Origin of the sequence: Streptomyces sp. NBC_00996 (assembly GCF_045162675.1) — a bacterium.
Lineage (GTDB): Bacteria > Actinomycetota > Actinomycetes > Streptomycetales > Streptomycetaceae > Streptomyces.
In genome coordinates this window covers 1,168,758-1,183,761 of record NZ_CP108723.1, presented here as the reverse complement: position 1 = coordinate 1,183,761, position 15,004 = coordinate 1,168,758, and the positions used below count along the sequence as shown (strand labels likewise).

Annotated in this window: 8 protein-coding genes and 1 pseudogene; all 9 read right to left on the bottom strand. The window is 68.9% G+C overall.

Features of this window, described 5'->3' with window-relative positions:
• Nucleotides 1-39: 39 nt before the first annotated feature.
• Nucleotides 40-1,125, bottom strand: coding sequence for a 2,3-diaminopropionate biosynthesis protein SbnA (gene sbnA, locus OG390_RS05940; protein ID WP_406165562.1), 1,086 nt, complete (start codon nucleotides 1,123-1,125; stop codon nucleotides 40-42).
• A gap of 218 nt (nucleotides 1,126-1,343) precedes the next feature.
• On the bottom strand, nucleotides 1,344-2,414 hold the full coding sequence (gene sbnB, locus OG390_RS05935; protein ID WP_406165560.1) for a 2,3-diaminopropionate biosynthesis protein SbnB: 1,071 nt from the start codon (nucleotides 2,412-2,414) through the stop codon (nucleotides 1,344-1,346).
• Nucleotides 2,411-3,415, bottom strand: coding sequence for a TauD/TfdA family dioxygenase (locus tag OG390_RS05930; RefSeq protein ID WP_406165558.1), 1,005 nt, complete (start codon nucleotides 3,413-3,415; stop codon nucleotides 2,411-2,413). The genes sbnB and OG390_RS05930 overlap by 4 nt, the downstream gene beginning before the upstream one ends.
• 23 nt (nucleotides 3,416-3,438) lie before the next feature.
• Nucleotides 3,439-6,723, bottom strand: coding sequence for a non-ribosomal peptide synthetase (locus tag OG390_RS05925; protein WP_406177517.1), 3,285 nt, complete (start codon nucleotides 6,721-6,723; stop codon nucleotides 3,439-3,441).
• Between the two features lie 110 nt (nucleotides 6,724-6,833).
• Nucleotides 6,834-9,404 (bottom strand): Pls/PosA family non-ribosomal peptide synthetase, encoded by a 2,571-nt coding sequence (locus tag OG390_RS05920; RefSeq protein ID WP_406165556.1) that lies wholly within the window; start codon nucleotides 9,402-9,404, stop codon nucleotides 6,834-6,836.
• 428 nt (nucleotides 9,405-9,832) lie between these two features.
• Nucleotides 9,833-11,827, bottom strand: a complete 1,995-nt coding sequence (locus tag OG390_RS05915) for an N-acetylmuramoyl-L-alanine amidase (RefSeq protein WP_406165554.1) — start codon at nucleotides 11,825-11,827, stop codon at nucleotides 9,833-9,835.
• Nucleotides 11,828-12,055: 228 nt separating this feature from the next.
• Nucleotides 12,056-13,606, bottom strand: coding sequence for a M1 family metallopeptidase (locus OG390_RS05910; protein ID WP_406165553.1), 1,551 nt, complete (start codon nucleotides 13,604-13,606; stop codon nucleotides 12,056-12,058).
• Between the two features lie 258 nt (nucleotides 13,607-13,864).
• Nucleotides 13,865-14,221 (bottom strand): ATP-binding protein, encoded by a 357-nt coding sequence (locus OG390_RS05905; RefSeq protein WP_406165551.1) that lies wholly within the window; start codon nucleotides 14,219-14,221, stop codon nucleotides 13,865-13,867.
• A gap of 139 nt (nucleotides 14,222-14,360) precedes the next feature.
• Nucleotides 14,361-14,827 (bottom strand): annotated as a pseudogene (locus OG390_RS05900) (PP2C family protein-serine/threonine phosphatase); the annotation flags it as partial.
• Between the last annotated feature and the right edge of the window lie 177 nt (nucleotides 14,828-15,004).

Sequence of the window (15,004 nt, the reverse complement as noted above, 5' to 3'; positions counted from 1 at the left end):
TTGCCACGGCTCGCGGCGTCCTCGGCTCACCCGGCCGGCTCACCGGGTCCTACGTTCCTGGAACTGAGGGTGCTGTGTGCCGTTGCGGTCGCCGTTCTTCAGGTCCAGCCGCCTCCCCCACCCTGCGCGGGGGGTGGGGGAGGCCACCCAGGGACCGGCGGGCACATCATCCGACTTGAGCACGTCTTCGCCGTAGAGATCGTGCAGCCAGTTGGTCTGGTAGATGGTGTCGAGGTAGCGCTCGCCGAGATCCGGGGCGACGGCCACGGCGGTGAGTTCGCGGTCGTCCTGCCGGGCCAGCCAGTCCATGGCGCCGCTCACCACCGTGCCGGTGGAGCCGCCGAACAGGAACCCACGCCTGGCCAGACGGTGGCAGGCACGGATGGTGTCCGCCTCCTCGACCCGGATGACCTCATCCACGTAGGACTCGTCGAGCAGTGGCGGGCGCATGCTCATCCCCAGGCCGGGGATCATCCGGCGTCCCGGGGTGCCGCCGAAGGCCACCGAGCCGACGCTGTCCATTGCGATGATCCGTACGGGCCGGTGCCAGTCCCGGAAGTAGCGCGCACAGCCCATCAGGGTCCCGGCGGTGCCGGTTCCGAGGAACAGTACGTCCAGTTTCGGGAACTGGCGGGCGATCTCCGGCGCCGTCTTGCGGTAGTGCGCCTTCCAGTTGCTCGGATTGGTGTACTGGCTGAGCCACACATACCGGTCGTCGGAGGCGCACAGCGCACGGACGTACTCGATCCGCGCGCCGAGGAAGCCGCCGTTGGCCTCCTGGCCCGCAATGATGTGCACCTGACTACCTAGGGCCTCCATCATCATCCTGGTCGACAGGTTGCAGCGGGAGTCCGTCACGCACAGGAACCGGTAGCCCTTGCTCGCGGCGATCATGCTCAGGGCCACACCGAGGTTTCCGGACGAGGACTCCACCAGGATGGAATCCGGCTTCAGGAGTCCATCCCGCTCCGCGGTCTCCACCATCTCGGTCGCGGCCTTCAACTTGATCGAGCCGGCGAAGTTGAAGCCCTCACACTTCAGGAAGAGTGCATGCCCGAAGATCGACCGAAGGTCGACATAGAGCCCCTCTTCATTGAAATCGTGGGGAACGGATATGACGGGCACGATGGTCTCCTCTATCTGGAGCAGAGCGCTTTCGGAACGTCCGTCCGACCGTGAGCGGGGTTCTCGCTTCGGGGGCGGGAGCCCGTGTCCAACCGGACCGGAGGGGGGCCCTGCATCGCATCAGTGGCCGCTGTCTCGTCTGCCCTGACCTGCGGCGACTTGACCGGTGATCTCTCCTGGGGGCAGCCCTGGACAAGCCTCCTGGGCTCTTGGCCGGCTCATCCGTACCGGCTCAGTTCGTGGAAGAAGTCGTCGACGACGTGCAACTGCCCGCCGCGGACCACTTCGTCGTAGACGTGCTTGCCGACCGCCAGGTCGAGCACCCCGAGGCCGAAGGGCGAGAACACCACCGGCCGGTCCGGCGGCACCGTCACCCGCCCGCCCATCACGTCGTCCAACGTGCCGTGCAGGAAGTCCCGGTTGCCCGTGAGCTGCTCGGCCAGATGCGGCGAGGTGTTGGCGTTCAGGCAGTGCTCGACGTCATCGACGATGTTGGTCGAGGCGAGCAGGATCTCCGGCGCGAGGTCGCGCAGCGACACGTGCAGCACCAGCGGGTTGTGTGCGAACCAGGACAGGTCGCCGACATGCGGCTTACCGGCGACGGTGGCGAAGACCACCAGGTCGCTGTTTCGGATCAGCTGCTCGGCGCTGTCGTGCACGGTGATCCGGGCGGTGGCGCCCGACTGCTCCAGGTAGCACCGGAAGCCTGCCGCACTGTCGGTGGACAGGTCGTGGACGCCGATGTCGTCGAAGGACCAGCCGGTGCCGGCCAGGAAGGTGTGAATGTAGCGCGCGATCAAGCCCACTCCGAAGAACCCGACGCGTGTCGGGCGGGGGCGGCCGCGGCTGAGCCAGTCGGCCGCCGCTGCCGCCGACGCGGCCGTCCTGGTGGCGCTGATGATCGAGCTTTCCAGACAGGCGAACGGGTAGCCGGTGTCATGGTCGTTGAGGAGCAGCACGGCCGACGCCCGCGGAATCCCGGCCTGCACGTTCTCCGGGAAGCTGGAGATCCACTTCAGTCCGTCCACCCGTACGTCCCCGCCGATCGAGGCGGGCAGCGCGATGATGCGAGAGGACGGGCGGTCGGGGAAACGCAGGAAGTACGACGGTGGGTTGACCGAATCGCCGGCGCCGTGCACCCGGTAGGTGGCCTCGACCAACTCCACGATCTGTTTCTCGCGTCCGCGCAGTGCGCGCTGGACCTGGGCACCGGAGATCACCGCGAACGGCGGCACGGTCATCGGCGCGGCCGTCGCGGACTTCGTCGCGGTGGAATCGATGGTGGTCATCCCGCGGTCACCTCCACGGTCGGCGAGCAGTCGGCCAGACGCATCGGGTCGGCCAGGGCGACGAGCACTTCGCGCGGACCCTCGAAGGGCTCTCTGCTGTGCGCGGTGCGGACGTTGTCGACGAGCATCAGGTCGCCGGCCTGCCACGGCTCGCGTGCGGTGTTGGCCTCGTAGACGCTGTTGAGCAGCTGTACGACGTCCTCGCCGACCGGGTCGCCGTTGCCGAAGCGGGTATTGAACGGCAGCCCGTCGGCGCCGTAGACGTCCACCAGGTACTCGCGCACCTCGGGGGCCATCGTCCACTCGTTGAGGAACGCGATCTGGTTGAACCAGCAGCGTCGGCCGCTGCCCGGGTGACGCACCACGGCGCTGCGACGCTGTGTGGTGCGCAGTCCGCCGTCGGGCTGCCACTCGAACGTGATCGCGTTGGCGCGGCAGTAGCTCTCGACCGCGTCACGGTCCTCGGTGCCGAACGCCTCGGCGACGGACGCCCCGATCTCGTCGTTGTAGCTGCGAGTGAGCAGCCAGCCCTCCCGCTCGAACCGCTCGGTCAACTCGGCGGGCAGTGCGTCGATTACGGCCGTCGAGTCGGCCACCGCGGTCGCCCCGCCGGTCGTGGGCGCGCTCAGACAGGCAAACATCATCAGGCCGGGGAACTCGAGTGTGTAACTCAGTTCGTGGTGCATGCACATCGGCTGGTTCGGCGGCCACTTCGACGAGGAGTACACGCCGTCGGAGTAGGTCTGCCGGGGCGTGAAGGCCTCCTTCTCGGCCATCAGGCCGGTGGCCAGCTTCGAGAAGACGGCGCCGGTTCCGGCCGCGTCGCGCAGCCCGAGGCCGCGGACCAGGATCGATCCGTGCTCGGCGACGACAGCGCGCAGCGCGTCCCGGTGCTCGGCCGCCCAACTCGGCGCGCCACCGGCGGCCTCGACCCGCAGGAGCGGAGGTTTGCCGGGTGTGAGTTCCACGTCGACCAGCGACTCCGTGGACAGGGACGACATCTCGATTTCCTTTCTGTTGCCACTCAGGAAGAAGCGAACAACGGGGCGGCGTGCAGTACGGCCTGTGCCGTCTCGGTCGGACGGGTGCGCGGGAAGTAGTGGCCGCCGTCGGCGAGTTCGTGCAGGTCGACCTGTTCGGCCAGGAGCTGCCAGTCGCGGTAATGGCGCCGGTGGTCCGTCGTGCTCGGGTCGTCGGCGGCGACGACCACGGTGACCGGCGCGGACAGTTTCAGCGCCGGTGGACTGTCCAGGGCGTCGGCGAAGTAGCCGTGTGCGGACGCGCAGTCGTGCCGGTAGGCGGCGCCGACGTGCTCGGCGTGCTGCGCATCGAGCTCACCGAGCTCGGTGTACCCGCCGTCCGCCATCAGCTTCGCGGCGATCTCGGCGTTGCTTCGCCCGGTCAGTTCCGTGATGGTGGCGCGCCGGTCGGCGGTGTTGCCGAGCAACTGAGCGCCGAGGAACACCCGTTGGACGTCCACTCCGCGCTTCTGCAGCTTTCCGGCCGTCTCCAGGGCCAACGCGGTGCCCGACGAGTGGCCCCACAGCAGGACCCTGGTCAGGCCACGCCGGACGATCTCGTCGACGACCTGCTCGACCACCTCTGTCATCGGCGCGAACGGCTGGCTCTCGGCGGCCACGTCGTGACCTGGCAGCTCGACGGCGTAGACCGCGGGCCCGCCGCCCTGCAGTGCTCCGGCCATCGGCTGGAAGTTCACCGCGTTGCCGCCGGCGTAGGGGAAGCACACCAGGGCGGCCTGCGCCCCGTCCGGTGCCGACAGTTGCTGGAGCAGCCCGGAGCGCCGCTGGGACCCGGCGCCGACCGGACCGGGGCGCGGCTTGGACCTACCGTCGACCAGCACGGCCAAGTCGGCAAGCACCGGGTGGCCGGTGACGTCCTTGAGGGACACCGCACGGTCCAGAGTGATCGCCAGCTTTACTGCCGACAGCGACGTGCCGCCGCGGTCGAAGAAGTGGTCCCGCCGTCCGATCTGGTTCTGCGGGATGCCGAGCACCTTTGCCCATGCGGCCGCCAGCTGCTGTTCGGTCGGTGTATGCGGCGCGTGGAAGTCGTTCTGGACGACGTCGAGTTCTCCGGCGAGCGCCCGCAACGCCTTCCTGTCGATCTTGCTGTTGGCCGTCAGCGGCAGACCTTCCCGCCAGTGGAAGGCCGACGGGACCATGTACTCCGGCAGCGACTCACCGAGCCGGTCCGTCAGGACGTCGGCCTCGAGTGGCCGCGGTCCGGAGTAGAACGCCACCAAGTGCTTGCTCTGGTCGGCCCGTTCGGCGACCACCACCGCGCCGTCGCGCACACCGGGGGCCCGCAGCAGGGTGTTCTCGATCTCGCCGATCTCGATCCGGAAGCCACGAATCTTCACCTGCGTGTCCCGGCGGCCGAGGAACTCCAACTTGCCCTCGGGCTGCCAGCGCCCGTAGTCGCCGCCCCGGTAGAGCCTGGCGCCCGCACGGTGCGGATCGGCGAGGTAGGCCTGCCGGGTGCGCTCGGGATCGTTGATGTATCCGCGACCGACGCAGACGCCGGAGAAGACGATCAGGCCGGGGGCGCCGAGCGGCACCGGGTTCAGGTGCTCGTCGACGACGTAGACGTGCACGTTGTTGACCGCGGGACCCAGCAGAACCCGGTCCCCGGTGGGCACGCGGTCCATGACCTCGTGGTTGGTGTCGTCCGAGGTCTCGGTCAGCCCGTAGGCGTTGACCAGTTTGATCCCGGGCTGGGCGGCGAACCAGCGCTGCGTGAGCTCCTTCTTGAGCGCCTCGCCGGTGACCGACACGTACCGCAGGTCCGGCAGCTCGCGGGGGTGCTGCCGCAGACAGGACACGACGACGTCCAGATAGGAGGGGACGACCTGGAGGACGGCGACACGGCCGTCAGCGATCTTGTCGACGAACCGCTGGACGTCGAGGATCACCTCCTGCTCCACCAGCAGGGTCCGCCCCCCGACCAGGAGCGCGGACACCAGTTGCCACAGCGAGATGTCGAAGCACTGGGGTGCGGTCTGGGCGACCACCTGTCCCTCGCCGATCTCCAGGTCGTCGATCTTGGCGTAGAGGTGGTTGAGCATGCCCGCGTGCTCGCACATCGCGCCCTTGGGCTCTCCGGTGGAGCCCGAGGTGAAGTAGATGTAGGCGAGCTGATCCGGCGTGACATCGGTGCCGAGATCACCGTCGGGGTGATCCTCCTGGTAGGCCGCGTCGACGAAGAGCGTCCGGATCCCGGGCAGCGAGTCGAGCGCGTGGTCGAGGGTGGCGGTACTGCCGTGTTCCGTCAGCACCAGGGCGCACTCGGCGCGAGAGAGCGTGGTGGCGATGCGACCGGCCGGGAAATGCGGCTCGATGGGCAGGTACACGCCCCCGGCCTTGAAGACCGCCAGGACCGCGGCCAGCCAGTCCAGGTTGCGCTCGGTCACCACCGCGACCACGCCTTCGCGGCGCAGCCCGCGCGCCAGCAGCGCGCGTGCCAGCCGATTGGCCCGGGAGTTGAGCTCGCGGTAAGTCCACTGCCGCTCGCCGTGTACGGCCGCGACGGCGTCCGGGTGTTTCCTCACCCGTTCTTCGAAGAGCTCGTGCACCCGGCGATCGGGCAGCTCCCGGCGCGGTCCCGCGAGCCCTTCCAGCTGGAAGCGGAGTTCGTCGGCGGAGAGCAGGCTCTGCTGCTCATGCGCGGCATCCGGATCGGCGGCGATCAGCGCGAGCGCGGTGACGTGATAAGCGGCGATCCTGGCAGCGCAGTCGGCGTCGAGCACGTCTGTCCGGTACCGCAGCCGCAGCACGAGCCGGCCGCCGTGGTGCGAGAACCCCACCGACAGCACGGTGTCCTCGGTCAAGTCCCGCTCGACGCCGCTCGGATCGAACTCGGCCTCGAACGGCGGTTCGGTGAGACCCAGTTCGCGCCTGAGATCGTCGACCGGAAAGTCCTTGTGCGACAGCAGTTCCGACGCGGCGCGATGGGTGCTCAGCAGGAGCGCCCGCCACGAATCGGATCCGGTCGTCAGCCGGCAGGGCAACGGCCGGTCGCCCTTGGCGGGGACGCAGCCGGACACGACCTCGCGTTCACCGGACAGCGCGGCCAACACCTTGGCGTGCGCGGCCAGCAGCACCGAGTCGAACGTGACCGCCAGGTCCTCCGCGAGCCGGCGCAACGGCCCTACGACGTCTTCCGGGACCGTCGTCTCGTGGTCGACGACGCCCGTCACCGGATGGAGCGTCCACCGCGGTATGGCGGTGAACCCTCCGGCGACGAGCTCACCGCGCCAGAACTCCCGGTCGGCTTCCACGTGCACTCCCATCGAATCCTTGCCCCACCACTCACGTTCGCCGCGGCGCTGTGGGCCGCCCTTCGGGGCGGCGCCGTAGTCATCGCCGCTGTCTCGGATGATCTGCGGGTCGGCCATGTTCTTCAGCCGGTCAGGGGTGTTGGCCGAGACGGTTCCGCCGCCTCTTTCTGGACGAGTGCGGCAGGACGACGGGGCGTATCTCGCATCTCTGCGGCGGGGTTTCCGCCCCATCGAGCGTTCCGCGGGACTTCCTCGCCCTTCATCAGGAAGGAGTCGGGGGCGAGCACTGAGCCGTCGTCCATCGTCACGCCGTAATGGACGTGGGCGCCGACACCGAGGGTGCAGCCGACGCCGATCGTGCTGCGGTCGGACTTGAAAGTGCCGTCCTCCTGCGAGTGGCACTGGATCTTGCTTCCCGCATTGAGCGTGCAATCGCTCCCGATGGTGGTGAGCGTTCGCTCCGTCAGATAGCAGCCGTCATCGAAGACCCTGCTGCCGAGCCGAACACCCAGCATCCGCCAGATCACGTTCTTGAAAGGGGTGCCGTTGAAGACGTTGAGGTACTCGTCGGGCACCTTCCAGAGGCGCTCGTGCCACCAGAAGTACGGTTCGTAGATGGAACACAACTGCGGTCGCAGCGCGCGGAATGCCGCGATGCCGCGCTCCACGAGTACGAAGTACACGGGGGTGAACACAGCACTGAACACCAGGAAAGCGGCGATCAGTACATGCCCGAAAGAGTCGTACACATCGACGTCCGCGAGGGCGACCACCGTGATCACGAAGAGGTAGAGCCACCGCACGAGCAGGAAGAAGGCCATCGAGCGGATGTTGTAGCGGTTCTTTGCGGCGAGGCTGCGGCGAAACTCTTCGCCGTTCCGGAGATGGTCGAACTGGGAGTCGCGCTCGACCGACCGGGGGATCTCGAAGCACGGTGAGCCGAGCAGGCCCACCCCCTCACGTACCTCGCCGTCGAGAGGAATCATCACCTTCGTCGCGAGGAGACAGTTTTCGCCGGTCCTGGCCCCGGAGGGATAGGCGATGTTGTTCCCGATGAAGTTGCGTGGCCCGATCGAGGCCCGGGATACCCGGAAGGAAGTACTCGAGAATTCGGCATTGACGATGGAGAGCCCGTCGGCGACCATCGTTCCGCTGCCGACGGAAACCAGATACGGCGTCTCGTGCTGTACTTCCGTGCCGAAGTTCGACCCGGTCTGCTCGACCCGGGACAAGTCGTATCCGAGGCCGCGCAGATAGTGAACGATGTAGGAGCTGTCACCGAACAGCCATTTGAAGAACTTTATGTTCGTCATGCGCCCGATCGCCCGGTGTATCGAGTAGTGAAGCCCGTACAGCGGATAGACCTTGTCCGGCTTGACGACCACGTTCAGCAGGCGCGGAACGGTGAACAGTACAGCGAGGCCCACGACGACGAAGCCGAAGAACAGCACGAAGGACAGGACCAGCGCGTCGGCGTAGAGAGTCGGCGACGTGAACCCCACCGCGCCCGGGCCCAGGCGATTGTGCAGCGCGGGAATCAGGTTGAACAGCATGTACGCGCCCCCGACAACCAGCGGCACGTACAGGAGGAACAGTTGAAGCACGGTCACGAGGCCGAATCCGGCCCGGCGCAGCGCGCCGCACTTGGCGGGCTCGATTCTCAGGTAGTCGTGCTCCGTGGGCTGTGCCGGGGATCCGTGCCAGTGCTGTCCGTCCGGGATCGCCTGGCCGCTGTACAGCGTGGACGTGTGGCCGAGTTGGGCCCCGTCGCCCATGGATGTGTCGATGTCGAGCACGGTCTTCTCGCCGATGAACGCGTCCCGGCCAAGGGCGACCCTGCCGGTCTGGATACGTCCGGCGTGTGCCCGGTAGCAGGGGAAGAACGAGTCCTTGCGGATCACCGCGCCGGCGCCGACCGTCAACAGGTCGGGGCAGGCCGGGACATGGCGGGAGAGGATCGTCACCCCCTTGCCGATCCGCGCGCCCAGGGCTCGCAGATACAGCACGTACAGGGGATTGCCGACGAAGAGAATCATCGGGTTGGCGTGGATCAGCACCTTGACGGTCCAGAAGCGCAGATACTTGAGCCCCCAGACCGGGAACTCACTCGATTTCCACCGGCCGACGAGGAGCCATTTGGCCACGATCGGGAAGGTGCACAGACCGATGAACCCGAGGCCGCCGAAGACGATCGATCGCAGGTAGATGCCGATCAAATCCGAGCCGGCGGAGACCCATCTGTAGCCTCGGTCGGCAACAAATCCGGCGAGGAAGGAATAGCCCAGGAAAAGCAGGAACTGCAGCGTTCCGCAGAGGACATACCGTGGAGTGCTGCCCGGTGTCACCACCTCGGTCGGCGCCGGGGCCGACGACTCGTCAGGGGCGGGCGCCGCGTCCGCGAGCCCCGTCGCCAGGCTGCGGATCGTCGGGTGCCGGTAGATGTCCTTCATCGATGCCGAGGGGAGGTCTGCCCGTTTCCTGACGCGTGCGCAGAATTGGGCCATGACCAACGAGTTGGCGCCGAGGTCGTCGAAGAAGTGGCTGTCGACCGACACCCGCTCGACGGATATGACGTCGGCCAGCACCTCTGCGAGGTCTTTCTCGATGCCGGTCTTCGACCCGGTGTGCCTGCGCTTGTCGATCGCAGACACCTTCGGCCCGGGCGTCAGGACTTCGACGGACTTCTCCTCCATGCGAGCTCCTTGAGGAACTTTCGAGCGCACTCGACCACTTCGGTCGGCGCTCTGTACTCGCTCTTTTCGATGTCCGGAGCGAGCTATCCGGAAGTCATGAGTTCGGGAGCTGTTTTCGGGTTCCAAAACCGTGTTAAGTCTCCAATGCCCATCGTCGGGCTGCCACTCGAACTCGATCGCATTGGCCCAGCAGTGGCTCTCGACGGCGCCAGGGGCTTCTCGCCACCGGACCCCAGGCGCAGGCAGCGCCGAGCACTCACCGCCCGATTCACTCCTCATCCGCGATCCCGCCCGGCGGGACGGCGATGAGCTGCGCGCGAGTCGCGCCCTACTGCATACGAGTGGCGTGTGCCTGATCCGGAGACAAGCGTGTGGCGGCCGCGGAGCCCCTCGGCTCGGTTCGGCCGGCACCGCCGGTCCGTGCCCCGTCACCGCGTGGAAGGGCGCGCCGCGTGTTCTGGCGGCGGGCCTGCCGTAGCCGATGAGTGCACCACGTCCACATCGCTCGCCCGGACGTAGCCCAGCCGGTGGCCCAGCTGGATCTCGTAGTACTGCTCCTGGCCCCTCACGACCGGGTTTGGTGTGTCGCCGAAGGACGACCTGTCGATGTAGGAACCGGCGAGGCGGGCCTGGGTCACGTACCGCTGCCCCGCGAGGAGGCTGTACGGAAGCGGCGACTCGGTCTGCTCCGGCACGTCGTCCGGGTAGGCGTCCTCCTCAGGGAGGGCACGTCCGAACACGGGGATCTCTCTCAGGCCGGCCTTCGGAGTCACCATCTGGCCGCTCGCACCGACGGCGGTCGGGTGCTTCTTCGGGTTTTTGAACCACGCTTTGTTGCCCTGGTACCAGATCGCCGTCCAGTCGCCGCTGCGATCGGCGACCGCGAAGGTCTGGCCGGCGGAGGCCCGCGATCCCAGGTCGTTGACGTCCTCCGTGGAGTCCTCACCTTCCGGATGCCGGCCCGGGTCCTGGATCAGCGCGGCCCTCTCGTCCGGCTCGGTGTACAGGCGGACGGCGCTGGAGCCGTGCGGCGCACACAGCACCCCACTCTTGGTGCACCCCGTGAACGGCGGTTTGTGGGTGGCGAAGTCCGGCAGCACGGTCACCATGTCGTTGTTCGCTCCGCCCGTGGCACGCAGGGGCGCGCCGAGGAGGTCGAAGTAGTGCCGCCAGTCCCAGAAGGGGCCGGGGTCGTCGTGCATGTCGGGGATGGAGCCGGCGGTCGGGGACGGGACGTTGTCGTGGCCGAAGATGTGCTGCCGGTCGAGCGGGATGTCGTACTTCTTCGCCAGGTAACGCACCAGACGGGCCGAAGCCCGGTACATCTGTTCCGAGTACCAGGTGTGCGGCTGCCTGAGGAATCCCTCGTGCTCGATGCCGATCGAGCGCGCGTTCACGAACTGGTTCCCGGAATGCCAGGCCATGTCCTTGGTCCTGACGTGTTGGGTGATGTGACCGTCCTTGGAGCGGATCGAGTAGTGCCAGGACGCCTCCGTCGGATCCTGCACGGTCAGGAGCATGGACGCGAGCGACGCCTCGGTGTCGTGGATGACGATGTACTCGATCTTCTGGTCCCTGGGCCTGTCGGCGAGGTCGTGATTGCCGTAGTCGCCACCGTCGTCGATCGCTTCGTAGGGTGCGCTGAGCCAGGAGCAGGACAGCTCCGCCGGGCACTCGACGTCCTTCGACCGCGCCGCGTCCTTCGGAGAAGGGCGGGGGCGCACGCCGGGGCTGGCGGGGAGGGTGAGGTGCTGCCCCGCGTCGGTGGTGCGGTGCGCGCCCCGCCGGATCAGCGCGAAAACGTCGTTCGCGTACGTCGCCGCCGACGCGGCGTCGTCCGTACCGGGGAACTGTGCCACCGCCTCCCACCAGTCCGCCGGGTCGGCGCTGAGCGGCTTGCCGAGTCGTCGTTGCGTCGCCGCCAGGAGCGCGGCGCCGCCGCGCACGTTGGCGGCGGCGTCCGTGCGCAGCTGGCCCACCGGGGCCCCGATCAGGCGGGCGGCCCGTCGCAGGTCCGCCGTGTCCGCGAAGCCGCTGTCCGAGGGGTTCGTCTCGCGTGAGGACGACGGGCCCGCCGCGACCGCGTCCGGCTGGGCATCGCCGCGGGGCGGCGTCGCCGGGGCCTGGTGGGTGTCCACCAGGTGCATCGGTCCATAGCCGCCGACGACGCTCGGAGCGCCGGAATGGGAGTCCCAGCGTGACTGCAGGTAGGACACCCCCATGAGCACGCTTTGCGGCACGTGGTATTCGTCCGCGGCGGCGGTGAAAGCTTTCTGCAGGCGTTGGTCGGCCGCCACGTCGACGAAGGCCGGCGGGCCGAGCAGCAGCGGGAGCAGGAGTGCTGCAGATGCGGTCGCGCACACGATCCGGCGGCACCCGCACACGGAGGGGCGGGGGGTACGGGGGACGACAGGTTTTCTCATTGCAAGGGTCTCCAACCATGCTCGTCGCAACCAGGACAAAGGAGTTGCCCTTCACGCCACCCCTCGTACGCTTCCGTGCCCGTCACGCCACGTCGCGCCAAGCGTCACCGAGGTGGACCAGCCGCACGGCACAGGCCACCCGGTCGGCGGCAGCACGTCGGCTCCGGCCGGACCCGGGCGCACGGCCCCGTGCCGTACGCTGCCCGCCGCCACCGGCGGTGCGACGACTCAGTCCTGGACCGGGTCCACCTGCCAGTCGGGGTGCCCCGGCATGGGCGGGGTGTGCGACCCGTAGAGCCACGGGGTCAGGAACGGCTTCAGGTCCTCGCCGGCGACCGCGGAGGCGAGGACGACGAAGTCCCGGGTGCCGGCGGCCCGGCCCCGGTACTTCGTCACCCAGGACCGCTCGATCCGGTCGAAGGTCTCCTCGCCGACCTTCTCCCTCAGGGCGTAGAGCACCAGCGCCGAGCCGTCGTACCGCATCTGCTTGAAGAGGGTCGGCTCGGTGGGTTCGGCGGGCGCTCCGGCGTCGTGACGCCACTGGTCGTGCTGCTCGTACGCCGCTCGCATCGCCTCCTCGATGCCGGGGCCGCCGTGTGTGTCGGCGTAGAGGCGTTCGTAGAAGCGGGCGTGCCCCTCGCTCAGCCACAGGTCGGACCAGCGCCTGATGGCCACGCTGTCGCCGGTCCAGTGGTGGGTCAGCTCGTGTACGAGGTTGCGCTCGGCGTCGACCCGGTCGCCCAGCAGGTCGGCCCTCGGCACGACGGACAGTGACTGCGTCTCCAGCGCCACGGGCAGGTCGGTGTCCCCGACCAGCACCCCGTAGCGGCGGAAGGGGTATGGGCCCAGGCGCCGTTCAAGCCAGGCCAGGTGCTCGGGAGTGAGTGAGCGGTACTCCTGGGTGTCGGTGACCAGGCCGTCGGGGACCACGTCCCGGACGGGCAGCCCGCGCGGGCCGGTGCTGTCGACGAACGCGAACTTCCCGATCGCCAGCTGGACCAGCTGCGCCGCGACCGGCTGCTCGGAGTCGTACGTCCACTGGACCCTTCCGTCGGGTTGCCGGACGCGTTCGACGAGCCGGCCGTTGGCGACCGCGGTCAGGCCGGGTGGGGTGGTGATGCGGAAGGTGACCGGCGCACGGAGGCTCGGGTGGTCGTCGGCCGGGAAGATCAGCTTGGCGCCGTCGGGCTGTGCGTACAGCACGGTGCCGTCGGACGTGGGCACCCAGCCGTAGTCCTGGATCGCGTCGCCGCGGTGCCGTTGCTGCGTCGGGTCGGCGGTGTAGGAGACCCGCACGGTGAAGCTGCCGCTGTGGGGGATGGGCTTCGCGGGAGTGACGACGAGCTCGTCGCCGTCGCGTGCGGCGGTCGCCGGTGCGCCGTCGACGGTGACCGTGTGCAGCGTGTTGCCCGCGAAGTCGAGGTCGAAGCGGGACAGGGCCTGCGTGGCGGTCGCGCTGATGGTGGCAGTCGCCTCGAACGGCGTCCTGGGTGCCCGCCAGTCGAAGGCGAGCGTGTAGCGGCGGACCGTGTAGCCGCCGTTGCCGTCGAGCGGCATGAGTGGATCGCCGATGCCCGCGGCGCCGGGGGACGGGGCCTCGCCGGACGAGGCTGCGGAGGGGCCGGGGGCGGGGGAGCGGTGGTCCCCTCGGGGGAGGACGCCGACGATGATGGCGGCGCCGGTGATCCCGACGGCAGTGGTGAGGGCGAGGGCCGTGCGTCGGGCGGGAAGGTCACGGCGGCGACGGCCCCTCAGAGGCCTCGTGAACGACGCCTTCACCGAAGGAACCGCGGGGCGTCGCGGGATGCGATCGGTCGCCGCAGGTGGCGGCCGGTCGTTCGACGGGCGGGGCTCCCTGTTGTTCGGCTGACTCGGCTGCCGGCGGTCGTGATCTTCATGGCCGCACTATGCCAGCCAGAGATCATTATCATGAAATATATCTATGTATCGCCCGCTCGTATGGGTGAGAGGGCGGAGTGCGTGGCGTCGGCCGGGCGGCCTCAGCGCACCGGATCAGAGCGTTCCGGTCCGAGCGGGTCAGAGCGCGCCGTCGGGCACGGCGACGCCGGGCAGTGCCTGCTGGGTCCAGATCGTCTTGCCCGAAGTCGTGTAACGGGTGCCCCAGGCCTGTGCCAGCTGCGCGGTGATGAACAGGCCGCGTCCGCCCTCGTCGACCGTGCCGGCGTGGCGCAGGCGCGGTGCGGCCGAGCCGCCGTCCCGCACTTCGCACGTCAGGGTGCGGTCATGGATCAGGCGGAGCTCGATCGGGGGGCTTCCGTATCGCACGGCGTTGGTGACGAGTTCGCTGACGATGAGCTCGGTGTTGAAGGCGGTCTCGTCGTCCACGCCCCACGCGGCGAGCTGTCGGCCGGTACGACTCCGGGCGACGGCCACGGCCGCGGGATCGGAGTCCAGCGGCCACGAACCGGTCCGGGGGGAAGGACCGGGTGCGCGCGACGATCACCGCGGCATTGCCGGCGCCCAGCTCTGCGGGGAGTCCGTAGACGAGGGCGTCGCAGAGCTCCTGGAGCGGACGGTCGTGGTAGTCCGGCGCCGACGACAATGACTTTGCGGGACCGGCGAGATATGAGGTGAGTCTCAGGTCACTGGTGAACACCAGGACGCTGCCGTCCGGCACCGCGACGTCGACGGCTGCGAAGAGCGCGCCCTCCGTCGTGCCCAGCCGCGGCCCGGCCGGTGTGCCGCAGCCGGTGACCGTGCGGTCGGGGCGCACGACGAGTGGGGCCAGGCGGCCCGCTGCAGCCATCGTGCACGTCCCGGTCAGAGGGTCGTGCACCGCGTACACGCAGTCGGCGGTGAGCGTTTCGCGCCGCAGCGGATCGCCGAGCGGGAGATGGGCGCGTTCGGCGGCGAGCTGGCCCGCTATGTCGTGCAGGCGGGCGAGGAGCTCGTCGGGGGTGAGGTCGAAGGCCGAAGGGAGCGTACGACGGTGCGCAGTTGCCCCATCGTGGCTGCCGCGTGCAGACCACGTCCCGCCACCTGGCCGACGACCAGGGCGGTGCGGGCGCTGGACAGGGCGATGGTGTCGTACCAGGCGCCTGGATCGGCGCCGGTGACGGAGAGGTAGGCGGTCTCCAACGACGCGTGGGCGGCGGGGCAGCAGCTGGCGCTGGACCGTGGCGGCGACCGTGTGCTCGCGTATGTAGCGCCGGGCGT